Genomic DNA, 24,593 nt, shown 5'->3' on the forward strand with positions numbered 1-24,593 from the left:
CGGTCCCCCGTGGGGGAAGCACCGATCGCGGCGATGCGCCGCGAGACTGACTGGTCGGCAGGGCCGTCAGCGATGCGCTGCGTGCTGCCCTGAACCAGCGGTCAACAGTATCAGCCCACCAGGGCGCCCAGTCGCTCCTTTGCCTCCTGTATACGCGTTCTATGCTCACGCCATGTCAGATGTTCTTGAGCTGGTCGAGGCCCGGCTGCTCACCGCGCTCGGTGAGCCGGACGGGCGCGCTGCCGTCACCTTCGTCGGGACCGATCGCATCGAGATCCTCCGCTTCACGGACGTCCCGGGCGACGGCACGGTGGTGCGCTACGCCACGCTCGGCATGTCCGCCCAGCCGATGACCGACCCCACGGCCGCCCTCGCTGACCCCGTCCAGGGGCCGCGCGCCGAACTGCTGCTGTCCGTCCGCGCCGGCGTGGCCGACACCGACAGGGTGCTCAGGTCCCTCGCCGTCCTCGCCGCCTCGCCCCAGGTGGAGGGGGTCGTCGTGGCGCCCGGGGCCTCGCTCGACGTGGGCGAGCCGCTGTGGCCGGAGGCGCAGTTCACCTCGGTGCTCGTGGCCGAGCCCGGCGGTCTGGTCGAGGACCTCGAGATGCCCCCGCCGATGGACCCGGTCCGCTTCCTGCCGCTGCTGCCGATGACGCCCAACGAGGCCGCCTGGAAGCGGGTGCACGGCGCGGGCGCACTGGAGAAGCGCTGGCTCACGTACGGCACGGACCTGCGCGACCCGCTGCGCGCCGGGGTGCCGCTGGACTGATCCCCGGGGCCGGACGCCGCGGCGGAGCGCGGGCGGGGCGGTCCCCTGTGCGGGGGTTCCGGTCACGGGCTCCGGACGGGTGATCGTCCTTGACGCGTACGCGGAAGGGCTGGTCGTCCTTGACGCGAGCACGGAGGGGTAGGACCGTTGGGGCCTATGAGGGGCGAACCCAGTTGCCCGAAGTGCGGTGGCCGGGTCCGCGCGCCCGGTCTCTTCTCCGACTCATGGCAGTGCGATGTGCACGGCACGGTGCACCCGCTGCAGCCGGTCGTCCCGCCGAGTGTCGAAGCGCTCGGCGTCGTCGTGAAACGCGCCCAGGTGCCGGTCTGGATGCCGTGGCCGCTGCCGTTGGGCTGGCTGTTCACCGGCGTGGCCACCGCGGGCGACGACCGTACGGGCGGCCGCGCGACCGCGGTCGCCTGCTCCGGCCCCGGCCCCGTCGGGGGGATGGGTGAAATGCTGCTGGTGGCCGAGGAGTTGGGCGTCGGGCTCGGGGCCCGCTACGCCGGCATGCCCGGCCCCGACCCCGGACCCCACCTGTCCGTGGACCGGTCGCCCCAGGTGAAGGTGCACGCCGCGGGCCGCCCCACGCCGCTCTGGCACGTCGAGAGCGCGCCTCCGAACCGCGCGGTCTTCGCGGGTGAGGCGCGCGGGCTGTGGCTCTGGGCCATCCTCTGGCCGGAGCAGTCCGGGCTGCTGATGTACGACGAGCTGGTGCTCACCGATCTGCGCGACGCCGGCGGGGAGGTGGAGATGGTGCCCTGCGGGGCGCTCTCGCCGCGCATCCTGTCCTGACCACGCCACCCGGGACCCCCACCCGGCAGCAGGCACCCGGGGGCCCGCCACCCGGCACACGGGACCCGGCACCCGGGGACCCGCCCGGACGGGCGCGGCCCCCCGCGCGGTTATCCTGGAGCGTCCCCCCGTCCGACCTCGCAGTTTGGAGCCGTGCCGTGCGCATCGACCTGCACACCCACTCCACTGCCTCGGACGGCACCGACACCCCCGCCCAGCTCGTACGGCACGCCGCCGAAGCCGGGCTGGACGTCGTCGCGCTCACCGACCACGACACCGTCGGCGGGCATGCGGAGGCGGCGGCCGCGCTGCCCGAGGGGCTGACCCTGGTCACCGGCGCGGAGCTGTCCTGCCGCCTGGACGGGGTGTCCCTGCACCTGCTGGCGTACCTCTTCGACCCGGAGGAGCCCGAGCTGGCGCGCGAGCGCGAACTCGTACGGGACGACCGGGTGCCCCGCGCGCAGGCCATGGTCGGCAAGCTGCGCGACCTCGGGGTGCCCGTCACCTGGGAGCGGGTGGCCGAGATCGCGGGGGACGGCTCCGTGGGGCGCCCGCACGTGGCCACCGCGCTGGTCGAACTGGGCGTCGTCGACAGCGTCTCGGACGCCTTCACGCCGGACTGGCTGGCGGACGGCGGCCGGGCGTACGTAGGGAAGCACGAGCTGGACCCGTTCGACGCGATCCGTCTGGTGAAGGCCGCGGGCGGGGTCACCGTCTTCGCGCACCCGCTCGCCGTCGAACGCGGCACGTGCGTGCCCGAGCACGCCATCGCCGAGCTGGCCGCCGCCGGACTCGACGGCGTCGAGGCCGACCACATGGACCACGACACGGCTACGCGCGAGCGGCTGCACGGCCTCGCCGCCGACCTCGGCCTGCTGGCCACCGGCTCCAGCGACTACCACGGCGAGCGCAAGACCTGCCGCCTCGGGGAGTACACGACCGACCCCGAGGTCTACGCCGAGATCGTGCGCCGGGCGACCGGAGCCTTCCCCGTGCCCGGCACGGGCGGCCGGGTCTGAACGGTCGCGTCCCGCCCTTCCGCTCGCTCTTCCCCGCCCTCTAACCTGTCCGCCCGCGGTGCGCTCGCGCCGTCCCCCGTACCCGCAAGGCCACATCACCGTGTTCGACTTCGCCGTCTTCGGATCCCTCTTCCTCACGCTCTTCGTCATCATGGACCCGCCGGGGATCACGCCGATCTTCCTTGCCCTGTCCTCCGGCCGCCCGGCCAAGATCCAGCGCAGGATGGCGCTGCAGGCCGCCGCCGTCGCCTTCGGCGTCATCACGGTCTTCGGCCTGTGCGGCCAGCAGATCCTCGACTATCTGCACGTGTCGGTGCCGGCGCTGATGATCGCGGGCGGTCTGCTGCTGCTCCTCATCGCGCTCGACCTGCTGACGGGGAAGTCGGAGGAGCCGACCCAGACCAAGGACGTCAACGCGGCGCTGGTGCCGCTCGGCATGCCGCTGCTGGCCGGGCCCGGCGCGATCGTGTCGGTGATCCTCGCCGTGCAGAGCGCGAACGGCGCCGCGGAGTACGTGTCGGTCTGGCTGGCCATCGTGGCGATGCACATCGTGCTGTGGCTGACGATGCGTTACTCGCTGCTGATCATCCGCGTCATCAAGGACGGCGGTGTGGTGCTCGTGACACGGCTGGCCGGAATGATGCTGTCGGCCCTCGCGGTGCAGCAGATCATCAACGGCGTCACGCAGGTGATCAACGGCTCCTGAAACGGCTCCTGATCCGCCCCCTTCCTCGTCCGGACCGCGAGAACGGTCCCCGGACACCGCGAGCGCCCCCGTACGTCGTCGTACGGGGGCGCTTTCGTCATGCTGTGCGCGTGGCCTGGGTCCTCGTGCGGGTCGCTCGGGGTCGTGTGTCGCGGTGGGCGACGGCAGTCCTTGCGATGGGGCGGCGGCGCTGATCGGTCGATGCGTTACCGGACGGCGGTCCCGGCCGGGCGGATGTAGATGCGCTGGCCGGACGCGGCGGCCTGCTGCACGATCCGGTTGACGGAGGCGGCGTCCACGACGGTGGTGTCGACGGCGACACCGTCTATGTCGTCAAGGCGCATGATCTCGAAGCGCATGGCTTCTCCCTTCGTCCGTTTCCTCCTGCAGGAGAACGTGCTGGCGAAGTCATCCAGGGTGGTGCCTCGCCGAGTCGGGGTCGTTATCCGACTGTTAATGATGGATTGCGTACGTCTGTGTCGCAGCTTCTACGGTCCTCAACCGAGTGCGTCCTGCAAACATTCCCTACGCTAAGGAAAATTTTCAGCCGTCTAACTACCGCCCGGTAGGCCGACAGGTTGTGCCACCGGCGGGCCGCCCCAAGAATGAGGCACGTATGAAGAACGCAGAGCCCCTGGGGCCCCACGCCGACCTCTCCGCGGTTGCTGGAGGGATCGAGCAGACCAACGAGCTGCTCCAGCGCGTGCTCGCCAAGGTGTCGACCACCCCGTCCATCCACGCGGTCTTCGTGGACGCCGGCTACCTCTACGCGGCCATGGGCCGCCTCGTCGCCGGTGAGGAGGACCGGCGGGCGTTCGAGCTCGATGCCGAAGGTCTCATCGAGGCGTTCATCGACAAGGCCCGGACGATCTTCCCGGACAGCCGGCTGCTGCGCGTCTACTGGTACGACGGCGCCCGCCGCCGCCTCCACACCACCGAGCAGCAGCGCATCGCCGAGCTCCCCGACGTCAAGGTCCGGCTCGGCAACCTCAACGCCAACAACCAGCAGAAGGGCGTCGACTCCCTGATCCGCACGGACCTGGAGACCCTCGCCCGCAATCGCGCCATCAGCGACGCCGTCCTCATCGGCGGCGACGAGGACCTGGTGTCGGCGGTCGAGGCGGCGCAGGCGTACGGCGCCCGGGTCCACCTGTGGGGCATCGAGGCGCTGACCGGCCGCAACCAGGCCGATCCGCTGCTCTGGGAGGTCGACAGCCAGCGGACGTTCGAGCTCGACTTCTGCAAGCCGTACGTGACGCGGCGGGCGGTGCTCTACGACGAGACCGTGGCCGGTGCCGCGGTGGGGCCGAGGCCCGGCGTCAAGGACATGCGGTTCGTCGGGGCCCGTATCGCCGCCCAGTGGCTGGTCGAGCGCGGCCGGGACACGCTCGCCGAACTCCTCCCCGGCCATCCGTATCTGCCCGGCACGACCGACCAGGAGCTGCTGATCGAGGCCGAGGGCCTGCTCCAGCGCTCGCTGCGAGGCCACGCCGATCTGCGGCGGGCCCTGCGGGACGGCTTCTGGGACCACCTGCAGGCCCAGCTCTAGGCCGCTGGGCCGTCGGCGCCGGGCCGCCGGGCAGTCACCGGGACGCGCTGCCCTCCGGCGCCTCGTCCCGCCCGGCCTCCTCCCAGAAGTCGGCGAGTGCGCGGGCCGTCGGTGCGGGCCGCTCGGCGGCGGGGGAATGCTCGGCGCCCTCGATCACGGTGCGGCGCGCCCCCAGGCGCACGGCCATGTCGTCCATGAGCGCGACGGGCCACGCGTAGTCGACCGCCCCGGACAGCACGTGCTTCGGCAGCGGGAGCGCGGCGAGCTCGGCCACCCGGTCCGGTTCGGCGATGAGCTGCCGTCCGGTCGCGACGAGCTGCTCGGGCACGGTGTTCAGCCAGCGGCGGTGCAGGAACTCCGCGATCTCGCGCGGTGTCGACGCCTCGGGGGCCTCCGGCGGGTCCAGCGCCCGCATCGCCCGCCAGATCCACTCCATGTCGAACTTGGGGTCGGCGAGAGCGGTGATGAGCATCTTGGTGCGGTGCTGCTGCTCCTGCGCGATGGCCCCGGGCCCGGAGCTCATGATCGTGAACGAGGCGAACGGGGACGGGTCCTTGATCAGCGCGGCACGGGTGATCAGGCCGCCCAGGGAGTGCCCCAGCAGATGGACCGGTTCCCCGTCGCCGAACGCGGCCGCCGTCTGCGCCAGTACGTCCTGCGCCAGCTCCTCCTGCGCGTAGGCGCTCTCGTCGCCCGGGCCCGCGGACTCGTTCTGCCCGCGGCCGTCGACGGCGAGGACGCGGAAGCCGCGCTGCGCGAGCGGCTCCAGCAGGGCGATGAAGTCCTCCTTGCTGCCGGTGAAGCCGGGCACGAGCAGCACCTGGCCGCGCGGGGGCGTCCCGGCGGGAGGCACGGCCTCGTGCACGGCGAAGTCGCCGCGCGAGGTACGGAGCCGGTGCGCGCGGGCGCACGCGGGGAGGGCGAGGGAGGGCGGCCTGCTCATGCGATGAGGCTATCCGGCCCATGTGACGGCACGGCGTCAACGGGGCGTCCGACTCCGACGCGTGCCGTGTCCTGATGCCCGCCCCGGCCCACGTCCCCGGCCCCCGTACGGCCGACGGCCCGCACCCCGTCGCGGGGTGCGGGCCGTCGGCAGGTGTGGCCTGTGCCGGTCAGCTCTCCGGAGTGGCCGAGCGGGAGCGGGTGCGGCGGCGACGGCGCGGCTTCGAAGCCGCCTCGCCCTCCGCGTCCGCCGTCGCCCCGGACTCCGGCGCCTTCGCGGTCTCCACCGCCGGGGCGGCGCCCTCGGCGGCGGCCGCACCACCGCGCGTACGCCGGCGGCGCCGCGGACGCCTGGCAGCGTCGCCCGTGTCCTCGGCGGACCCGGTCCCCGCGGCACCCCTCTCCGGCGCTCCGGCCTTCGCCGTGTCGGAGACGGTGGCCGCCCCGTCATCGCCGACGGGAGACCCGCCGCGCGTGCGGCGGCGCGTGCGCGGGGTCCGCGTACGCTTCGGCCGCTCCTCCGCGGCGGCGTCAGGCCGCCCGCCGCGACGGCCGCGACCGCCGGTCTCGCCCAGGTCCTCGATCTCCTCGGCGGCCAGACCCGCACGGGTCCGCACGCCCGGACTGTCCGGGCCGCGGTCGACCAGGTCGCCGACGAACACGGCCGTACGTCCCGGCGGCGGCACCGCGCCCACCGGGCGGCCCTGTCCGTCCCGCTCGAGGGTGTAGCCCAGCGTGACGAGCAGGGTCTCCAGCTCGGAACGGCAGCCGTGGATGTCGCCGATGACGTCGAAGGGACCGGTGAGGTGCCGCAGGTCGTTGTAGCGCCGTACGAAGGTGACCTCGGCGGACTCGACCTCCTCGACGCCGCGCAGGACGTGCACCTTGCGGAAGCCCTCGCGCTCCAAGTGCCGCAGGGAACGGTGGAGTTCACGGCGGTGGCGACGGATCACGTGACGGGGCAGGGCGGCGCGGTCGGGCCGCGCGGCGTTGCGCTCCGCGCACACCTCTTCGGGCACGTCCAGGACGATGGCGATCGGCAGGACGTCGTGCTCGCGCGCCAGGCGTACGAGCTGCTTGCGGCTCTCGGACTGGACGTTCGTCGCGTCGATCACGGTCAGCCGGCCGGACGCGAGCCGCTTGCCCGCGATGTAGTGCAGGACGTCGAAGGCGTCGCGGCTGGCGCTCTGGTCGTTCTCGTCGTCGCTGACCAGCCCGCGGCAGAAGTCGGAGGAGAGCACCGACGTGGGCGTGAAGTGCCGTGCGGCGAAGGTGGACTTGCCGGAGCCGGTGGCGCCGACGAGGACGACGAGGGAGAGGTCGGTGACGGGCAGCGTGCGCTCCGTCCGCTGCGCCGACGGCTCCCCCGAGCGCTCCCCGGCGGTCGTCGCGCTGGTCTCCGCGGCGTTCTCTTCCGTCGTCATGCGGCCTTCCCCTCCTTCGTGGTCGTGTCCTTGGTGGTCGTGTCCTGCGTGGCCGCCGTGCGGCTGCCGGTGGTGCCGGTGGTGCCGTCCTCGGACTGCTCGGCCCGCTGGAAGACGGCCATCTGGGTCGGCGGTCCCACCTCGGGGTCGTCGTCGCCGACGGGCGCGAACGCGACGCCGTAGCCGTACCGTTCGGCCACTTCCCGCGACCAGGTCCGGAACTCCTCCCGCGTCCACTCGAAGCGGTGGTCGGCGTGGCGTACGTGCCCGGCCGGGAGGGATTCCCAGCGCACGTTGTACTCGGCGTTCGGGGTGGTGACGAGGACGGTCCGCGGGCGGGCGGAACCGAAGACCGCGTACTCCAGGGCGGGCAGCCTCGGCGGGTCGACATGCTCGACGACCTCGCTCAGCACGGCCGCGTCGTAGCCCTTGAGGCGTGCGTCGGTGTAGGCGAGCGAGCCCTGCAGGAGCGCCACCCGCTCCGCCTGCCGCTCCCCCATCCGCTCCAGCCGCAGCCGGCGGGCGGCCACCGTCAGCGCGCGCATGGACACGTCGACGCCCACGATCTCGGTGAAGCGGACGTCCTGGTGCAACGCCTGGACCAACTGGCCCTGGCCGCAGCCGAGATCGAGCACCCGGCTCGCCCCGCACTCGACCAGTGCCGCCTGGATCGCCTCGCGCCGCCGTACGGCCAGCGGCACCGGCTTCTCCTCGGTGTCCGTCGTCTCGTCGACCGCGTTGTCGATCTCCTCGACCCCGATGTCGTCGGCGTCGGCGAGCCGGACCAGTTCGAGGCGGTCCAGCGCCTCCCGGGTCAGTCCCCCGCGGCGCGCGAGATAGCGGCTGGTGATCAGCTTCTGCTCCGGGTGCGCGGCGAGCCAGCCGTCGCCCGCGCGCAGCAGCTTGTCCACCTCGTCGGGGGCGACCCAGTAGTGCTTCGCGTCGTCGAGCACGGGCAGCAGGACGTAGAGGTGGCGCAGCGCGTCGGCGATCCGCGCCTCGCCCTCCAGGGTCAGGCGGACGTAGCGCGAGTCCCCCCACTCGGGGAACTCCGTGTCCAGCGGGACGGCAGCGGCGGTCACGGTCCAGCCGAGCGGCGCGAACAGGCGGGTGACCAGGTCGGGGCCGCCCCGGGCGGGCAGCGCGGGCACTTCGACGCGCAGCGGCAGCGGGGCGTCCACGAGTTCCGGACGGGCCTTGCACTGGCCCTTGATCGCGCTGGAGAAGACGCTGCTCAGGGCTACGGCGAGCAGCGAAGAGGCGGCGTACGGGCGGTCGTTGACGTACTGGGCGAGCGCCGCGTCGGGCGCCCCGCCCCGGCCCTTCCCCCGGCCGCGGCGGACCAGCGCCACCGGGTCCACCTCCAGCAGCAGCGCGGCGGTGCAGCGCTCGGCCGTCGCCTCGGGGTAGAGGACGTGGGCGGTGCCGTGCGCGGTGGAGAACGCTTGCGCCTTGCCGGGATGCTTGTGCAGCAGGAACCCGAGGTCGGTCGCTGGGCGTTCAGGGCAGCCGGTGGTACTGATCGTCAGGAACACATGCTCGAGTATGGCCGGGTACGCACCCCGGCAACCAGGAGTTTTCCTGCTCAAGTCCTCGGGCCCGACGACTGTGTGATCCCGGGCGTCACTCCGGGACCGGCCCCGAGAAGGGTGGCCGGTGACGTGATCACCGGGAGGCGATCGACGCGATCGCGCTCACGTTCCGGACCGGAACGCAGTGGGTCCACGTGCCGCGGACGTACGGCAATGGGCGGGCGCCGGCAACCGGTGGCGCATGTGGTCCGCGCCATCGGCCGGTCCCGCGACGACCGACCGCGAAGATCCAGAGACTTGAACCCACAGCGACGCATTGATTACTTTGAGTCGCCATGGTCCGGCCGCACCCCGGCCCCCGGCGCAAGACCTCATACGCAACACGAAAGGCCGCCGGCGACCCCTCCGTACGTCCGCCACCGCCCCCGCCGGCTCCGGCACGGCGCCATCCCCTCCTACGTGTCAGGAGCGATCCGCATGACGCCCCCCGATCCCGTCCCCGATTCGCTCGTACAGGTTCTGCGTGAACATGCGGAGCAGCGGCCGGAGCAGCCGGTCTACCACGCGCTGGCTCGTGGCGCCGATGCGCCGGTCAAGGTACTGACCTTCGGCGCGCTCGACCGGCAGGCACGGGCCGTCGCGGTCGCCTTGCGGCACCTGTGCCCCTCAGCAGGCCGTGCGCTGCTGCCCTACCCCCCGGGACTGGACTTCGTCGTCGGATTCTTCGGCTGTCTGTACGCCGGTGTCGTACCGGTCCCGGTCTACCCGCCCAACCCGGCACGACTGGAACGGACGCTCCCCCGTCTGGAAGCCATCGCTTCCGATGCCGAGGCCGCGGTCCTGCTCAGCACCGCACCCATGGTGTCCCTGGCCGAACCGCTCCTCGGTGATCGCCCCGGCCTGGGTGGACTGGCCTGCATCGCGACCGACGAAGTCGATGTGTCCTCCGCGGACTCGTGGTGCCGGCCGGACATCGCCCCGCACACGCCGGCGCTCATCCAGTACACCTCCGGCTCGACGTCAGCGCCCAAGGGTGTGGTGCTCAGCCACGCGAACGTGATCGCCAACTGCCGTCAGATGCTGGAGAAGATCGACGCCGATCCGCGGGCCGGGTCCCGGTTCGTGTCGTGGCTTCCGCTGTACCACGACTTCGGCCTGATCACGAGCGTCCTCTACACCGCGTGGTCGGGTGGGCAGTCGTGGCTGATGTCCCCGATCGACTTCGTCTCCGATCCGCTCAGTTGGCTGGAGGCGATCGGGACGTATCGCGGCACCATCTCCGCCGTGCCGAATTTCGCCCTTGACCTGTGCGTTCGCCGGGCACAGCAGGACCGGCTCAACGGCTTGGACCTGTCCAGCCTGCGGTTGTCGCTGTGTGGCGGCGAGCCTGTGTCCCAGCAGACGCTGGAGCGGTTCACGACGACGTTCGCTCCGTACGGTCTGCGGCCGGACTGCCTGTTCCCGGCCTACGGCATGGCCGAGTGCACGGTCGTTGCCACCGCCGGGCGTCTCGGTAGGCCGTGGCGTCACCGGCGGGTGGAGGCGGACCCGCTGGCCCGGGGGCAGTGGCGGCACGCCGCGCCGGCGAGCGGGCAGTCCGCGCCATCGCGGGAGCCCCGGCACACTCGATCCCAGGCCATGGCCGGGTCCGGCGAGGCGATGGCCGGGACCCGGGTTCTGATCGTCGATCCCGACACCCGTCGCCCCTGTCCACCCGGCCGGGTCGGCGAAATCTGGGTCAGCGGGCCGCAGGTCGGACTCGGCTACTGGAACCGGCCGGACGAGTCCGAACGCGTCTTCCGTGCGCGGCTGGAGGGCGACGCGCGTCCCTATCTTCGCTCGGGCGACCTGGGGGTGCTCGACGACGGGGAACTGTTCGTGACCGGCAGGCGCAAGGACGTCATCTTCGTCGCGGGTCGCACGATCTACCCTCAGGACATCGAAAGGACCGTCGGCGAGGCGGACGTATCGCTACGCCCGGGTGCCGCAGCGGCCTTCGGGGTCGCGCGGGACGGCACCGAGGAGATCGTCGTCGTTCAGGAAGCGGGCAGGCGGAACGCCGGGGGCGATCCGACGGCGGTGTGCGAGGCCATCAGCCGGGCGGTCCGTGCCGAACACGCCCTGCCGGTCTCCCGGGTCGTCCTGATCGCCCCCGGCACCATCCTCAAGACATCCAGCGGCAAGATCCGACGCAGCGCTTCCAAGGCCGCGTTGGAGGCCGGTGAACTGACGGTCGTCACCGACTGGCGGCCACCGGAGCGCCGTAGGCCCTCCGGCCGACTCGGGCCTCCGGCCCCGACCGGGCCACCCCGCCCGCCCCAGGTGTGTGTCATCGGCGCGGGGCCGGCCGGGCTGACCGCCGCGTTCGCGCTCCAGCAGCGCGGGTACGAACGGATCACCATCGTCGAACGCGGCGAACGGGTCGGGGGACGCACGACCGACTTCGCCGGCCCGGCCGGCGGGTACTACGGCGACGTGTTCCTCGGCTCGGACCGCTACACGGCCATCCGGGCCCTTGCCGACCAGGTGGGCGCGGCCCCGATGTTCGAGGACCCCACGGTGGCCGGCACGGTGTCCGCGTACGACCAGCGCCTGGCCCAGCGGTTCCTGTGGACGCCGGAGCGCATCACCTCGGTCGAGGAACACCTGCGCTTCACCACGGCGCACGCCGACCCGTCCAACCATGACGTCGCCCTGGCCGAACTGCTCACGATGAGCGGCTACGGCTTCCCCTCCGAGGTCTGTCTTCCGTACTTCCGGTTGCTCGGCAGCGTCGTACCGCCCACCAGCCACGAGCCCGCCCGGTTCCAACTGCGCCCGGGCTTCTTTCCCGAACTGTGGCAGAGGCTGGCCAGGCACCTGACCGACCGTCCGGGAACCCAACTGCTGCTGCGAACCGAGGTGACCGGCGTCCGGGTGGAAGCCCCGGCGGGCGGGGCCGGACCGCTGGTCAGGGTGCACACCACGACCAGCCCGGACGGCAGCCTCTTCGACCACGTCCTCGTTTCCTCCCTCCCGCGGGACGCGCTGCGCTTCCTCGATGCCCAGGACTACGCCGCCGCCCACGGGCTCTTCCGGAAGGTCGAGTACAACGACTACGCCGTCACGGCGTTCACCGCCACGGGCCTGGCCGGGGACCGGCACGTGCTCAGGGAGAACTTCGAGCCCGCACGGCGCGGCCACGTCATGGCCGTCCACCGGCGTGGCGACATCTGGTACGCCCTCCGGTACGACGGCCCGAAGACCGACCCGCAGGACTGCCTGGCCGACGATGTGGCCACCCTGGGCGGAACCGTCGACGAGGTGCTCCTCCACCGACGGCTTCCGTTCTTCCCCCACGTCCCCGACGGTGCTCTGGCCGACGGCTTCTACCGTGAACTCGAGGACCTGCAAGGGCGTTCGAACACCTACTTCCTCGGCGCACTACCCGGCTTCGATCTCACCGAGTCAGTGGCCCGGCATGCTACGGCCCTGGTCAAGGACCATTTCGCACCCTGCGACGATTCTGCCGGAGCCGACGTCACCACCGACGCAGAGGATGACAACGAGGGACAGGTCGAGCGCTGGGGACAGCTCGTCGGGCGGTTCCCGGCGGTGCCTCCGCAACTGCCGGGCCTGCTGCCGCGCTATTTCCGGCTTCGCAGCTCCGAGCAGGTGCATTTCACGCCCGCCCTGGACGAATTGGTCATGCGGGGCGTGCTGGAGATCGATGCCGATCCGGCGATCAACGGGCCTCTGCGCTCCGGCCCTTGGGCGATGTCGGGTGAACTGCCGGTCGCCGCCTCACTGATGAGCGTTCCGAACCCGGACCGCCGGTACGGCCCCATCTTTATGTGGGCTCTCAAACTGGACGTACCGGCGGCCTGCCGGACCGGCACTGACGGCGCCGTGAGCAGGGGGATGCCAACGGAGTCGTGGTTGCTCTTCACGACCCTCCCGATTGTCTTTCCTCTCACCCTCAGGTGGTCGTGCGAGTTGATGGAAGGGCTGCTCAACGGGGATGCGGGCCCTCAGATGGAATTCGACGACGGAGGCAAGGCCCGACAGGGGATCGGCAATCCGCTCCTCGCGCCCTTCGACACGTCCGGGGGCATGATCTTCGAGTCTCCGGCAGAGGTCGGCTACCTCCACCTGGTCCCTCGGCGCAACGATGGGCACGAGGAAATCCACGACGCCGGAAGGGCCATGGCCGCCGTGCGACCGCACCTGCTGCGCAGTGAGGCCGCGTTCGACCTGATGGTTCAGGCACGTCCCAAGAGCACCCTGCCGTTCGTCAGCGAGAACATGCAGCGGAACGACTGGGTGAAGTGGAACGAGAGCGTGCCATGGTCCACCCGGGACTATCCCCTGCGCAAGCTCGGCACCCTGACCTTCCCGGTCCAGGACGTCGACTGCCAGGACCGCGATGACCTGGGTCTGACCGCCGCCGGTGCGAGCATGGCGTACCACACCCCCTGGATCGAACCACCGCAGCTTCTGCCGCCCCTGATGCGTGCCTGCCGGGGTATCGCCCAGCTGCCCGAGCCGGTGACACGGGCTGAGTTCCACCGCGCGGGCCCGAGCTCCTGCATCGAGGAGATGCTCGTCAGCCGCGTGCGGGAGGTGAGCGGTGTCTCCGTCGACCGCACGAGCAATCTCGTCGATCTGGGCCTGGCATCGGTGGAACTCGTCCAACTCGCCCAGTACGTCCAGGCCGTGCTTCAGGTGGACGTCCCCGCCACCATGCTGATCGATCTGCCGGACATCGGATCGGCGGTGAACTACCTCGAAGCAGTCATGGAGGGACGGCCGTTCGTACCGGAACGCCGTGTCCGCACCATTCTTCTGCGCGCCGGGAAACGGGCCTCCGACGCCGGTCCCGCATCCCCGCCGACGACCGTGTGCTGCTTCCCGCCGATCGTCGGCAGCGGGGACGTGTACCGGGCTCTCTCGGCAGAACTCGGGTGCGCTGTGCTGCTCCGCACGATGAACAACCTTCTCTTCTACCAGGAGGTGGTGACCGACCTGATGCTGCCGCAGATGGGACAGGAGTACGCGGACGAGATCCAGCGCCGGCAGCCCGACGGCCCGTACCACCTGCTCGGCTACTCCTTCGGGGGACTGCTCGCATACGAGACGGCGCACGTCCTCACCCGACGCGGCGCACAGATCTCCACCCTCGTGTGCCTCGACGGGCCCGCTCCGCACTCGCTGGCGACTCTTGTCGACATCAACAAGGGGCGCGTCGACCCTGACACGCTGACCGGCCGGATGATCACTGCCGCGATGGCCGGTGGCGCCGACTACGTCCCGCCACGTCTCGATCAGTCCGTTCACCTGGTCCGGGCGCGCGACGACAAGATCTTCGGTCTTCAGGACCGGACGCTCGGCTGGGCGGCGGCCGGTGTCCGGACGGTCCTGTACGAAGTCCCCGGCGATCACCTGTCCATGATGAAGCGGCCCGGTGTCGCCGAGGTGGGCACCATCGTGCGCGCCCTGCTCACGGCAGACGCTCCCAGCGTGTGAAACCTGGTCGGCTCGAACCCCGTTCTGCGGCCCGAGCCTGGCGGGTGTCGCAGTATCACGGCCCGAGGCGGGCGGTTCTAGGGCATGGCGGCATGGTCCCTGGACGGCCGCGTCCGGCCGAGCAGGTCGGCGAACCGTTCGGCGCGCTGCTCAGCGCTCCGCAGCAGCCTCGAGATCCGTTCGCGGGCCTGCTCCCCTTCCGGCGCGAGCCCCTCGGTCCGGAAGACCCGCAGGAAGCGGGTGAGGGGGAGCAGGACTTCCTCGTAATGCGCGGCGGGTGTGTAGATGCCGGCCACCGCCATGGTGCGGCCCATGCGGGCGAAGTCCGGTGCACCGTGCCCGGGGACGCGGAAGGTCTCCATGACACGGGCGAGAGCGGTCAGGAAGCGGTCGGGGGCCAACTGGGCCGCCGCTTCCAGCACGGCACGGTAGAAGATCATGTGCCGGTTCTCGTCGTGGGCGATGTTCTGCAACAAGGCCTCGCACGCCGGCTCGCCGCACATCTGCTTCATGTTCCGGTACGAGACGCGGGTGGCGACCTCCTGGAGGGTCACGTAGATCAGGGAGGCGAGCACGTCCCCGCGGTAGTCGATGTCGTAGCCGCCCTGGACGTGTGCCGAGCGGGCGTCCTCGAGGGCTACGGGGTCCGTGGCGCGGGTGACCACCAGGTAGTCACGGATGGCCATCCCATGACGCCCCTCTTCCACCGTCCAGCGGTTCACCCAGGTTCCCCAGGCGCCGTCCCGGCCGAACAGCTCGGCGATGACGCGGTGATAGCTGGGCAGGTTGTCCTCGCTGAGCAGATTGTGGATCAGCCCGACGCGTACCGCGGGCGCGAGCCGCTGCTGTCCTGGCTCCCAGGGCTCACCGCCGAGAACGCCGTCGAAGTCCTTGCCCTGGCTCCAGGGGATGTACCGGTGCGGGTACCAGTCCGCGGCGCTGTGCAGATGAGCATCGAGAGCGCGGGCGACGACCGGCTCTAGGTCGGCGAGGAGACGGGCGTCCTGGCGGGAGGGGGCGGTGGAACCCATGACGATCTCCTGGGAACGAGCGGGGCGTTGGAGTCTCGGACGGACTGACTCGGGTTCAACGGCGCGGAGCCGCCGGCGTATCCACCAGGGGGCCCATCCGGGTGACCGGCCGGTGACCGCTCGCACCTGGAGACGTTGGAAGCGCGGGAGCGCACTTCCTACGCGACAGGAGCAGAGCGTGATGGAACAGCCGGTTCAGGAGTTCGATGCGGAAGCCCTCACCAGCCTGTTGCAGGAGTACTTCGACCTCCCGGCCGACGAGTCGCCGTCCACGGCGACCATCGAGGACCTGGGACTCGATTCCCTGGCGCTGATGGAGTTGACGGTGGTCCTGGAGGACCGCACCGGCATCGACCTGATCGATCGGCTGGGCGACCTCTCGCCGTCGAACACGCTGGAGCAGGTGGCCCGGACGGTCCGGAACGCCGTAGCGGAATGACGCCTTCCCGCGTTCCCGATCCACCTGCGCGGGGCAACATCGACCTGCTGTCGGAACTGGAACCGGTCGTCGCCCGCGAGCTCGACAGGCACCTGGCAACGGCACAGGAGTGGTTTCCCCACCAGTACGTTCCCTGGAGCGGGGCGCAGGACTTCGACGGACCCCTGAACGGTGAGCCCTGGCATGCCGACCAGTCGGCGCTGGCACCCGCCGTGCGGGACGCCCTATTGGTCAATCTGCTCACCGAGGACAACCTGCCCAGCTATCACCACGAGATCGTGTCCCGCTTCGGCCGGGACAGCGCCTGGGGAACCTGGGTGAACCGCTGGACCGCCGAAGAAGGACGCCATTCCGACGCGCTGCGCGGCTATCTGCACGCGGTCCGCGGTTTGGACCCGGTGGAGCTGGAGCGGGCCCGGATGACCCATGTCGGCAACGGGTACGACAGCGGTCAGCCCACACTCGCGCATGCGCTGGCCTACGTGACCGTCCAGGAACTGGCCACACGCGAGGCCCACCGGAACGCGGGCCAGGCCTGCGGGGACCCCCACGGGACCCGGTTGATGAGCCGCATCGCGGCCGACGAGAACCTGCACATGATCTTCTATCGGGCGGTCTGCTCGGACGCGCTCGACATGGCCCCCGATCCGATGGCCGCCGCCTTCGCGGACGTCATCTGCGGATTCCGGATGCCGGGACACGGCATCCCCGGTTTTCAGGGCCGTGCCGCGCGGATCGCAACAGCCGGTGTCTACGACGTCGCGGTGCACCGTGACCGGGTGCTGCTCCCACTGCTGCGCAGGCTGCGTCTCATGGACCGCACGGACCTGGGGACGGCCGGTGAAGAAGCCCGCGATCGCATCGGGCACCACCTGGAGGTCCTCTCCGACAAGAGAAGACGCCTCCAGAAACTGCGCGACCGCCGGCGACGGCCTCAGAACCTGCCTTCGGTGCCTACGCCCGAAGGCAGCGCTGCACCGGAGATCCGCCAGGGGCCCGACCGGAGGAAACCATGAGTCATGAGGTGGTCGTCACCGGCTTGGGTCTGATCACTCCTGCGGGCGGTGACCTGGACACCAACTGGAAGACCCTGGCCGTGGGCCGGTCGCTGGCCGCCAAGAACCCGGAGCTCGCCGGGCTGCCGGTCGACATCTCCTGCGACGTACCGGACTTCGAGCCCGAACTGGAGCTGGGACCCCGCCTCACCCGCCGCCTCGACCGGTTCGCCCACCTCGGCCTGATCGCCGCTCGCCAAGCGGTGGAGGACGCCGGGCTGAACATCCCCGCCTGTCGCCCTGAACGCGTCGGCGTCGTCCTCGGCGTGGGATCGAACAGTCTGCGCACCTACGTCGCCGAGTTCACCCGGCTCGGCCAGGGACGGCCAACGGCGGTATCACCCCTCGCGCTGCCGCGCAGCGTGCCCAACATGCTGGCTGGTGAGATCGCCCTCGATACGGGCGCCCGAGGCCCGAACTTCACCGTCTCCAGCGCTTGTGCCTCGGGAAGTACCGCGCTCGGCGTTGCCCGCGGCATGCTGATCGGCGGCATGTGCGACGTCGTCCTCGCGGGCGGCAGCGAGTCGTGGTCACCCATGACCGCCGCCTGCTTCGCCCAGATGCGCGCACTGTCCACCCGTGTCGACCGCCCCGCACTCGCGTCGCGCCCCTTCGACCGCGAGCGCGACGGGTTCGTCCTGGGAGAGGGCGCGGCCGTCCTCGTCCTGGAACGACTCGACCACGCGCAGGCGCGAGGATCACGGAGCCGAGCGCTGCTGTGCGGCTACGGCGCGTCGGCGGACGCCCATCACCCCACGGCCCCGCACCCGGAAGGCACGGGCGCCGAGCAGGCCGTGCGGCAGGCGCTGACCGATGCGGGTTGCGCTCCCGGCGACATCGGACACGTCAACGCGCATGGCACGGCGACCCGGCTGGGGGACGCCGCCGAAGCCCTGATGCTCCGGCGGGTCTTCGACGGAGCACCGCCCCCGGTGACAGCCACCAAGAGCATCATCGGGCATGCCCTGGGCGCGTCAGGAGCCATCGAAGCCGCACTCACCGTCCTGGCGTTGGAGCGGCAGGAGGTACCCCCGACGGCCAATCTCACCGAGCAGGACACCGAACACGAGCTGGACGTCGTCACCGGCCGCCCCCGCCCGCTGACCTTCGATCTGGCCCTGTCCACGTCCTTCGGCTTCGGCGGACAGAACGCTGCGCTCGTGTTCGGCACGGCGTGACGCCACACCCGGCCTTGGCAAGGTGCTGGTGCCGGGCATGCCTGTTGTCTCGGGGTGCCGTTCCATCGTGCTGAACATCGCGTACCGCAGCCGCAGTTGCGCGGCCGGCGATAGGGCATCCGGGGAAACGGTGCTGAGCCGTCGGGGTGAGGGACGCAGTGGAGCCCATAACAGGACGCACCGGACGGCGTTGAGGAAAGAGGTCATGACCCCTGTCGGTAGATGGGCACAAGGAGGTTCCGGAGTGCGGATGCACAGGATCGCGACAGCCACGATGCTGGTACTGGCAGTGAGCGGATGGACAGGTGTGGGCTCTGGGATCGCGGTCGCCGACACCGGCCCTGCCGAGGGGAAGGCGAAGGCCAGCGCGCAGGGAGGGTCCTCCACGGTCGAGGGTGTCTTCCAGCAGACCCTCGCGCAGTCCGCCCGGCAGAACAACAACTGCAACAACCCGAACACCGGGGCCGAGGGCGGGACGGTGACGCTCACCGGTAGCCGGGCGGCGGGACGGTGCGTGACCGCCGACGGCTCCCTGACCGCGTTCTCCCGCACCGACTACGGCCCCGCAGAAGCCCAAGGCGGCACATCGGCCGCAAGCCTGGGCCAGCAGAACGCCGCCCAACGCGGCAGGCAGAACAACAACTGCAACAGCGCCAACAACCTGGACGTCACGCTGGACCCGGGGCGTCTGGAGGACCACTGCACACAGCAGGACTCCTCCTTCAGCAAGCACACCGTCACCAGGAGCGACGGCGCCCGAGCCCAGGGCGGCTCCAGCACGGACGGTGGCGTGTACCAGCAGAACGTGGCGCAGGAAGGCCGGCAGAACAACAACTGCAACAACCCCAACGGCTTCCCGACCCTCACGGCGACCGGGGGCCGGGTGGAGGACCGCTGTACCGAGCAGGACTCCTCCTTCAGCGAGCACACCCGCACCAAGGGCGGAGGCGCCGAGGCCCAAGGCGGCTCCAGCACGACCAGCAGCACCGTGTCGCAGCAGAACACCGCCCAGGAGGGCCGGCAGAACAACAACTGCAACAACCCCAACGCCTTTACGAACCTCGCGGTGACGGGCGGACGGGCGGGGGTCCTGTGCGGGAGCAAGGACCGCTCGTTCAGCAAGCACACCGATGTCGAGGGCGGGGGCGCCCGAGCACAGGGCGGCTCCAGCGGAGGCGGTGATCTGGACCAGCAGAACGTGGCGCAAGAGGGCCGGCAGAACAACAACTGCAACCACCCCAACGACAACGGTGACATCAGTGTGTCGGGGGGCCGGGTGGAGGACCGCTGCACACAACAGGACTCCTCCTTCAGCAAACACACCCGCATCAAGGGCGGAGGCGCCGAGGCCCAAGGCGGCTCCAGCACGGCCGACAATGTGTCGCAGCAGAACATCGCCCAGGAGGGCCGGCAGAACAACAACTGCAACAACCCCAACGCCTTCGCGAACCTCACGGTGACGGGCGGAAGGGCGGAGGACCGCTGCACACAACAGGACTCCTCCTTCAGCAAACACACCCGCACCGAGGGCGCAGGCGCCAAGGCTCAAGGCGGCTCCAGCTCAGGCGGCAGCGTGCTCCAGCAGAACGTGGCCCAGGAAGGCCGGCAGAACAACAACTGCAACAACCGCAACGAGACTGAAGTCACCGCCACCGGGGGACGGTTGGCGGTGCGGTGCGGAACCAAGGACGGCTCGGTCAACAGGCACACCCTGGTCAAGGGCGGCGGAGCCCGAGCCGAAGGCGGCACAGCCGTGGCCGCCTCCCTCTTCCAGCAGAACACCGCTCAAGAGGGCCGGCAGAACAACGACTGCGGCAACCCCAACAACGTCACCCTCACGGCCAGCGGCTCCACCAGCGCCAGCCAGTGCCAGGCCGTGGACCGCTCCACCAACCTCGGCTCGATCTACCGGTGAAGCGGACCAGCAACACAGCCTGACGGGCGATCAGACCGCTTCGCTCATCGCGATCCGCGACACGATCCCCGTCAACGGACGCCACGCCGCGCGGCGTACGGAAGGGGGCTGCAGCCGGGAGAACCGGCTGCAGCCCCCCCTCTCTCTTGTCCGTCACGCCCGCGGGCGCCATGTGCCCAAGCGGGAGTTGGCGTTGGGCTCCCGGAGGTACGCGAGCGGAACCGGTACCTCTGGCCGGATCACGCCGGATTCCACGGGCGGCGCCGCCAGGGCGACGTGCTCGCCACCTTCACTGCGGCGGTTCGCGGAAGTCGGTGTCGTCCACGATCAGGACACCGTCCGCAGCGCCGAGCCGCTCGGCGACGTGCTGCTGCACGTCGTCGCGGGACGCGCCGGCGTCCCCACCTCACAGGGCAGTACCACTAGCCCACCCGCCGCAGGTGCCGGGCCACCGCGGCGATCAGGTCCGGTCCCACGCGGCAGCAGCCGCCGATGAGCCGGGCTCCGGCGTCGCGCCAGTCCGCCGCCCGCGCGGGGTCGTACGCGGTGCCGCCCCGCCAGCCGCGCGCATCCGCGTCCCACACCTCCCCGCTGTTGGGGTAGACGACGACCGGCTTGCCGGTGACCTCCGCGGCGATCTCCACCGCCCGGTCCGCGTCGTCCGGAGCGCAGCAGTTGACGCCGGCCGCGACGACCTGTGGATGGCCCGCGACGAGCGCCAGCGCCTCGGCCAGGGGTTGCCCGGCGCGGGTCGCCGTGCCCCGCACCGTGTACGAGAGCCAGACCGGAACCCCGGTCCCCTCGGCCGCCCGCAGCAGTGCCTCCGCCTCGTCGGCGTCCGGCACCGTCTCCAGGGCGAGCACATCGGGACCGGCCTCGCACAGCGCCTCGATCCGCGGCCGGTGGAACCGCTCCAGCTCGCGCACGCCGAGCCCGTACCGGCCGCGGTACTCGCTGCCGTCGGCGAGCATCGCGCCGTACGGGCCGACGGAGGCGGCGATCCACAGATCGTCCCGGCCCGCCGCCGCATGGCGGGCGAGGGCGACGCTGCGCCGCAGCAGCGCCGAGGTCTCCGCCCGCCCCAGCCCCCGCCGGGCGAAGCCCTCGTACGTCGCCTGGTAGCTCGCCGTGATGAGCACCCGTGCCCCGGCCGCCGCGTAGGCGGTGTGCGCCGCCTCGATCTGCGTGGGCGCGTCGGCCAGCAGCCGCGCCGACCACAGCGCGTCGCTCAGATCGCAGCCCTGGTCGGCGAGTTGGTTGGAGAGCCCTCCGTCCAGGACCACCGGCCCCGCGGCGAGAGCGGCGGCCAGTGACGAGGCGGGGGCCGGGACGGGGACCGGGGCGGACATGACGGCTCCTCAGCCGAGCTGGGACTGCACCTGCGAGGAGATGAGCTCCAGGTGGTCGAGGTCGTGGAGGTCGAGGACCTGGCAGTAGATCCGGGAGGAGCCGGCCTCCGCGTACCGTCCGATCCGGTCGACGACCTCGGCGGGTGAGCCGGCGAGCCCGTTCTCCTTCAGCTCGCCGACCTCCCGGCCGATGGCCGCGGCCCGGCGCGCCACCTCGGCGTCGTCCCGGCCGACGCAGACGACGAGCGCGTTGGAGTACACCAGGTCGTCGCCGGGGCGGCCGATGGCCTCGGCGGCGGCCCTGACCCGCCCGAACTGCTGCGCGCTGGTCTCCGCGGACACGAAGGGGACGTTGAACTCGTCGGCGTACCGCGCGGCGAGCCTCGGCGTCCGGGAGGCGCCCAGGCCGCCGATCAGCACCGGCACCTTGGGCTGGGCGGGCTTGGGCAGCGCGGGCGAGTTCTCGAGCTGGTAGTACGTGCCGTCGTAGGTGAAGGTCTTGCCGGTCTCCGTGGCCCACAGGCCGGTGACGATCGCGAGCTGCTCCTCCAGGCGACCGATCTTCTCCTTGGGGAACGGGATGCCGTACGCCGTGTGCTCCTGCTCGAACCAGCCCGCGCCCAGGCCCAGTTCCACCCGGCCGCCCGACATCTGGTCGACCTGCGCGACCTGGATGGCGAGCACGCCCGGCAGCCGGAAGGTCCCGGCGGTCATCAGGGTGCCCAGCCGGATCCGCTGCGTCTCACGGGCCAGACCGGCGAGGGTGATCCAGGCGTCGGTGGGGCCCGGAAGCCCGTCGACCGATCCCATGTGGAGATAGTGGTCCGAGCGGAAGAAGGCGTCGAATCCCAGGTCCTCGGTGGCCTTGGCGACGGAGAGCAGGGTGTCGTAGCTCGCCCCTTGCTGGGGCTCGGTGAAGATACGCAGATCCATGCATCCATCCTGCACCGCCCGGCTGCGGAACCCGCACCGCATCGGCACGGAAGCACCACCTCGGTGCGGAAGCACCACCTCCACGGAAGCACCGCATCAGTACGGGAGCACCACCTCGGTGCGGGAGCACCACCTCAGGTGGGTTCCGCCGCGACGTCCGGCTGCAGCCGCTCCCGGGCCTCCAACTGCCGCAGCAGACCGCGCACCCGGTCGCCGGACTCGTCGGCGGCGTCGATGGCCTCGACGCACTGCCAGTAGAGCGTCTCCTCGTCCGCTCCGCAGGCCACCGCGACAAGCGCTATCCCCACTTCTCCGAGCAGCCCGCCGAGCCCGTGCAGGACCGTGCGCGGGTCCTGCACCCCGGTCAGCTCGGCGGCCCGTGCCCGGCCCGCAGGAGGGCTGCGGAGCGCTGCGCACGCCCGCCCTCCCGACTCGCTCAACCCCCGTGCCTCCGACCGCAGTTCCAGCGGACCGTTGACCGCGAGGTGGCTGCCCACGGCCTCCGCCAGAGCCTGCGCCTGCCACGACTCCGCCACGATGTCCTCGACCCTCCGCGTCCGCGCCAGGGCATGGCGAGTGGCCCCGATCAGTCCCACCGCATCCATCAGCGCGTCCCCCTTACGCTCCGTACGGGCCTCCGGTCGAGGCCGTTACCGAGTCACTACCCAGCGTGATGGATAATCATCGGAAAAGCCAGGGGGATTCCGAATTTTGTGGACAACTAAGCGCTGTCATCGGCGCCCTCACTCCGGAGAGTGACGGCGGGGCCGCTCACTCTGCGAAACCGGGAAGCGGTGCTCGTTCCGGTCGATCTTCGCCGACAGAGCCGCGAGGGCGTCGATCCCCATCACCTCGCAGAATTGCAGCAGATACGCCATCACGTCGGCCACCTCGTCGGTGACCCGATGAGCGGTCCCCTGATCCTCCATCACCCGCGCCGACTCCTCGGGCGTGAGCCACTGGAAGATCTCCAGCAGCTCCGACGCCTCGACGCTCAGTGCGGCCGCCAGGTTCTTCGGCGTGTGGTAGGGCTGCCAGTCGCGTGCCGCCGCGAACGCGGCCAGTCTGCGCTGCAGCGACGCCAGATCGCCGGGCGGGTTCTCATGGGCGGTCTCGGATGCCTCGTTCACGCCCCCAGGTCTACCACCGACACCCCCGCGACCGCCGAGGCCGCCTCCCCGTCCCGCACCGACCCCACCAGCCGTACGTGCCCGCGCTCCCCCATCCGTACGGCCAGCGCCAGGAGTTCGCGGGTCTGCGCGGGGTCGAGGCAGCGGTCGACGCCGTCGGCGAGGACCGTCAGGGTCTGGCGTGCGGGCAGCACCTCCGCCGCCGGGTCCATCTCCAGCACGCCGGGCCCGGTCAGCAGCACCAGCGCCAGGGCGAGATACCTCAACTCCCCGTCGCCCAGCCACCCGACGGGCGTGACGCTCCCGTCCCCCCGGTCCAGCACGGCCCGTACGGTCCCGTCGCCGAGCCACTCGGCGGTCAGGTCCTCGACCGCCCCCGCGCACCCCGCACGGCACGCGTCGATCAGGGCCGCGTGCCGGGTCGCGCACTCCGCGCCGGTACGCCGCAGCACCTCCGCCAGATTCCCGCAGCCACGCCGCAGGCGCCCCTCCCCCACCGGCACCGGATCGCGCATGGTCTCCGGCAGGGGATCGCAGACGAACGCCGCGCGCAGCGCCACCACCGCCTGCTCCGCTGCGGCCAGGACCAGGCGCTGGCCCTCCGTCTTGCCGGCGACGCGCAGCGGCAGCAGGGCCGTGCCCAGCCGGTCGTCCGGCAACGGCGCCCGTGTCACGGGCACGGAGCCCGCGGTGTGCCAGGCCGCCTGGACCGTACGGCGACCGGGGTCGCGCAGCGCGGTGGACAGCAGGATCTGCCCGTCGCACGTCAACCGCTCGCCCACCACCCGCAGTTCGGGCTCGGCCTGGACGGCGACGTCGAGGCGGACCACGCCCGCCGGTCCGCCGACCGTGCAGCCGATCCGGAACCCGCGGCGGGCTTGCGCGTCCGGCCGGGCCCACTCGGGCACGCAGGAGGCCGCGTCGGGGAACACCTCGCCGAGCGGGGCGCCGCCGCCGAGCCGGGACAGCGCCGCGTAGGCCTCCAGTGCGGTGGACTTGCCGCTACCGCTGGGCCCGGCTAAGACGGTCAGCGGCCCGAGCGGGAAGGCCGCGCCGCGGTGCGACTTGTAGGAGGAGAGCCGCAGTTCGGTCACGGTCGGGCGGTCGGGCGTGTACGCCGCAGGGGCGCCGGTGACCGCGCCGGGCACCGCGGAGGCGACGCCCGCGGACCCGGCCGCCGCGGCCGCCGCGGCCGGTACGGCAGGGCCCTGGCCCGGCACGCCAGGGGCGGCCGCAGCGGCCGTGATGCAGGCAGTGGTGGAGGTGCGTTCGGCACGGGCACCGGCGACGGTGCCGCAGAGGTGGGATGCATCCATGACCGG

At 71.5% G+C, this 24,593-nt stretch carries 19 protein-coding genes and 1 pseudogene; 10 read left to right on the plus strand and 10 right to left on the minus strand.

Annotated elements, in window-relative coordinates:
• Positions 1 to 172: 172 nt before the first annotated feature.
• The 4 genes from ABZ822_RS13885 to ABZ822_RS13900 all read left to right on the plus strand — a co-directional run bounded on the left by ABZ822_RS13885 (position 173) and on the right by ABZ822_RS13900 (position 3,289).
• A complete protein-coding gene (locus ABZ822_RS13885) occupies positions 173 to 769 on the plus strand; it encodes a suppressor of fused domain protein (protein ID WP_360851938.1) in 597 nt (198 codons plus the stop codon).
• 156 nt (positions 770 to 925) lie between these two features.
• A complete protein-coding gene (locus tag ABZ822_RS13890) occupies positions 926 to 1,564 on the plus strand; it encodes a DUF6758 family protein (protein ID WP_360851941.1) in 639 nt (212 codons plus the stop codon).
• A gap of 158 nt (positions 1,565 to 1,722) precedes the next feature.
• The gene (locus tag ABZ822_RS13895) at positions 1,723 to 2,583 is read left to right on the plus strand and encodes a PHP domain-containing protein (RefSeq protein WP_360851943.1); all 861 of its coding nucleotides are present in this window, start codon (positions 1,723 to 1,725) and stop codon (positions 2,581 to 2,583) included.
• Between the two features lie 100 nt (positions 2,584 to 2,683).
• The gene (locus tag ABZ822_RS13900; RefSeq protein WP_360851946.1) at positions 2,684 to 3,289 is read left to right on the plus strand and encodes a MarC family protein; all 606 of its coding nucleotides are present in this window, start codon (positions 2,684 to 2,686) and stop codon (positions 3,287 to 3,289) included.
• Positions 3,290 to 3,495: 206 nt separating this feature from the next.
• Here ABZ822_RS13900 and ABZ822_RS13905 read toward each other — a convergent pair whose 3' ends face one another.
• A complete protein-coding gene (locus ABZ822_RS13905; protein ID WP_360851949.1) occupies positions 3,496 to 3,648 on the minus strand; it encodes a hypothetical protein in 153 nt (50 codons plus the stop codon).
• Between the two features lie 257 nt (positions 3,649 to 3,905).
• On the opposite strand from ABZ822_RS13905, the gene ABZ822_RS13910 reads away from it, so the two are divergent.
• Positions 3,906 to 4,838 (plus strand): NYN domain-containing protein, encoded by a 933-nt coding sequence (locus tag ABZ822_RS13910; protein WP_360851952.1) that lies wholly within the window; start codon positions 3,906 to 3,908, stop codon positions 4,836 to 4,838.
• A 34-nt stretch (positions 4,839 to 4,872) separates the two neighbouring features.
• On the opposite strand, the gene ABZ822_RS13915 is transcribed toward ABZ822_RS13910, so the two are convergent.
• The 3 genes and pseudogenes from ABZ822_RS13915 to ABZ822_RS13925 form a co-directional block, all read right to left on the minus strand.
• Positions 4,873 to 5,781: an alpha/beta fold hydrolase gene (locus tag ABZ822_RS13915; RefSeq protein ID WP_360851955.1), complete on the minus strand. Its 909-nt coding sequence runs from the start codon at positions 5,779 to 5,781 to the stop codon at positions 4,873 to 4,875.
• A 613-nt stretch (positions 5,782 to 6,394) separates the two neighbouring features.
• Positions 6,395 to 7,114: pseudogene (locus ABZ822_RS13920) on the minus strand (AAA family ATPase); the annotation flags it as partial.
• 86 nt (positions 7,115 to 7,200) lie between these two features.
• Positions 7,201 to 8,739: a 3' terminal RNA ribose 2'-O-methyltransferase Hen1 gene (locus ABZ822_RS13925; RefSeq protein ID WP_360851958.1), complete on the minus strand. Its 1,539-nt coding sequence runs from the start codon at positions 8,737 to 8,739 to the stop codon at positions 7,201 to 7,203.
• A gap of 474 nt (positions 8,740 to 9,213) precedes the next feature.
• Here ABZ822_RS13925 and ABZ822_RS13930 point away from each other — a divergent pair, with 474 nt between their 5' ends.
• A complete protein-coding gene (locus ABZ822_RS13930; protein ID WP_360851961.1) occupies positions 9,214 to 14,241 on the plus strand; it encodes an FAD-dependent oxidoreductase in 5,028 nt (1,675 codons plus the stop codon).
• A 77-nt stretch (positions 14,242 to 14,318) separates the two neighbouring features.
• Here ABZ822_RS13930 and ABZ822_RS13935 read toward each other — a convergent pair whose 3' ends face one another.
• Entirely contained in the window at positions 14,319 to 15,272 is a 954-nt protein-coding gene (locus tag ABZ822_RS13935; protein ID WP_360851963.1) for an acyl-ACP desaturase, read from the minus strand.
• A 181-nt stretch (positions 15,273 to 15,453) separates the two neighbouring features.
• Between ABZ822_RS13935 and ABZ822_RS13940 the strand changes: the two genes are divergently transcribed.
• From ABZ822_RS13940 to ABZ822_RS13955, 4 genes are all read left to right on the plus strand, one after another.
• On the plus strand, positions 15,454 to 15,711 hold the full coding sequence (locus ABZ822_RS13940) for an acyl carrier protein (RefSeq protein ID WP_360851966.1): 258 nt from the start codon (positions 15,454 to 15,456) through the stop codon (positions 15,709 to 15,711).
• The gene (locus tag ABZ822_RS13945) at positions 15,708 to 16,727 is read left to right on the plus strand and encodes an acyl-ACP desaturase (protein WP_360851969.1); all 1,020 of its coding nucleotides are present in this window, start codon (positions 15,708 to 15,710) and stop codon (positions 16,725 to 16,727) included. The genes ABZ822_RS13940 and ABZ822_RS13945 overlap by 4 nt, the downstream gene beginning before the upstream one ends.
• Positions 16,724 to 17,944, plus strand: a complete 1,221-nt coding sequence (locus ABZ822_RS13950; protein WP_360851972.1) for a beta-ketoacyl-[acyl-carrier-protein] synthase family protein — start codon at positions 16,724 to 16,726, stop codon at positions 17,942 to 17,944. Before ABZ822_RS13945 ends, ABZ822_RS13950 begins: the two co-directional genes overlap by 4 nt.
• Positions 17,945 to 18,188: 244 nt before the next feature.
• Complete coding sequence (locus ABZ822_RS13955) at positions 18,189 to 19,859, plus strand: hypothetical protein (RefSeq protein ID WP_360851975.1); 1,671 nt, start codon at positions 18,189 to 18,191, stop codon at positions 19,857 to 19,859.
• Between the two features lie 422 nt (positions 19,860 to 20,281).
• Here ABZ822_RS13955 and mmuM read toward each other — a convergent pair whose 3' ends face one another.
• The 5 genes from mmuM to ABZ822_RS13980 form a co-directional block, all read right to left on the minus strand.
• Entirely contained in the window at positions 20,282 to 21,208 is a 927-nt protein-coding gene (gene mmuM / locus ABZ822_RS13960; RefSeq protein WP_360851978.1) for a homocysteine S-methyltransferase, read from the minus strand.
• 9 nt (positions 21,209 to 21,217) lie between these two features.
• Positions 21,218 to 22,141, minus strand: coding sequence for an LLM class F420-dependent oxidoreductase (locus ABZ822_RS13965; RefSeq protein ID WP_360851981.1), 924 nt, complete (start codon positions 22,139 to 22,141; stop codon positions 21,218 to 21,220).
• Positions 22,142 to 22,275: 134 nt separating this feature from the next.
• Positions 22,276 to 22,746 carry a DUF6099 family protein gene (locus ABZ822_RS13970; RefSeq protein WP_360851984.1) on the minus strand — a complete coding sequence of 157 codons (471 nt, stop codon included), beginning with the start codon at positions 22,744 to 22,746 and terminating at the stop codon, positions 22,276 to 22,278.
• Between the two features lie 138 nt (positions 22,747 to 22,884).
• Positions 22,885 to 23,271 carry a nucleotide pyrophosphohydrolase gene (locus ABZ822_RS13975; RefSeq protein WP_360851987.1) on the minus strand — a complete coding sequence of 129 codons (387 nt, stop codon included), beginning with the start codon at positions 23,269 to 23,271 and terminating at the stop codon, positions 22,885 to 22,887.
• Positions 23,268 to 24,587: an ATP-binding protein gene (locus ABZ822_RS13980; protein WP_360851989.1), complete on the minus strand. Its 1,320-nt coding sequence runs from the start codon at positions 24,585 to 24,587 to the stop codon at positions 23,268 to 23,270. Before ABZ822_RS13980 ends, ABZ822_RS13975 begins: the two co-directional genes overlap by 4 nt.
• Positions 24,588 to 24,593 lie beyond the last annotated feature (6 nt).

This window comes from Streptomyces sp. NPDC047108 (genome assembly GCF_040643575.1).
In the GTDB taxonomy this organism is placed as follows: Bacteria; Actinomycetota; Actinomycetes; order Streptomycetales; family Streptomycetaceae; genus Streptomyces.

Bases quoted from the DNA above. Each gene is read 5' to 3' on its own strand.
- ABZ822_RS13885 (WP_360851938.1), top strand. From the start codon at position 173: ATGTCAGATGTTCTTGAGCTGGTCGAGGCCCGGCTGCTCACCGCGCTC.
- ABZ822_RS13890 (WP_360851941.1), top strand. From the start codon at position 926: ATGAGGGGCGAACCCAGTTGCCCGAAGTGCGGTGGCCGGGTCCGCGCG.
- ABZ822_RS13905 (WP_360851949.1), bottom strand. From the start codon at position 3,648: ATGCGCTTCGAGATCATGCGCCTTGACGACATAGACGGTGTCGCCGTC.
- ABZ822_RS13910 (WP_360851952.1), top strand. From the start codon at position 3,906: ATGAAGAACGCAGAGCCCCTGGGGCCCCACGCCGACCTCTCCGCGGTT.
- ABZ822_RS13915 (WP_360851955.1), bottom strand. From the start codon at position 5,781: ATGAGCAGGCCGCCCTCCCTCGCCCTCCCCGCGTGCGCCCGCGCGCAC.
- ABZ822_RS13930 (WP_360851961.1), top strand. From the start codon at position 9,214: ATGACGCCCCCCGATCCCGTCCCCGATTCGCTCGTACAGGTTCTGCGT.
- ABZ822_RS13935 (WP_360851963.1), bottom strand. From the start codon at position 15,272: ATGGGTTCCACCGCCCCCTCCCGCCAGGACGCCCGTCTCCTCGCCGAC.
- ABZ822_RS13940 (WP_360851966.1), top strand. From the start codon at position 15,454: ATGGAACAGCCGGTTCAGGAGTTCGATGCGGAAGCCCTCACCAGCCTG.
- ABZ822_RS13945 (WP_360851969.1), top strand. From the start codon at position 15,708: ATGACGCCTTCCCGCGTTCCCGATCCACCTGCGCGGGGCAACATCGAC.
- ABZ822_RS13950 (WP_360851972.1), top strand. From the start codon at position 16,724: ATGAGTCATGAGGTGGTCGTCACCGGCTTGGGTCTGATCACTCCTGCG.
- mmuM (WP_360851978.1), bottom strand. From the start codon at position 21,208: ATGTCCGCCCCGGTCCCCGTCCCGGCCCCCGCCTCGTCACTGGCCGCC.
- ABZ822_RS13965 (WP_360851981.1), bottom strand. From the start codon at position 22,141: ATGGATCTGCGTATCTTCACCGAGCCCCAGCAAGGGGCGAGCTACGAC.
- ABZ822_RS13970 (WP_360851984.1), bottom strand. From the start codon at position 22,746: ATGGATGCGGTGGGACTGATCGGGGCCACTCGCCATGCCCTGGCGCGG.
- ABZ822_RS13980 (WP_360851989.1), bottom strand. From the start codon at position 24,587: ATGGATGCATCCCACCTCTGCGGCACCGTCGCCGGTGCCCGTGCCGAA.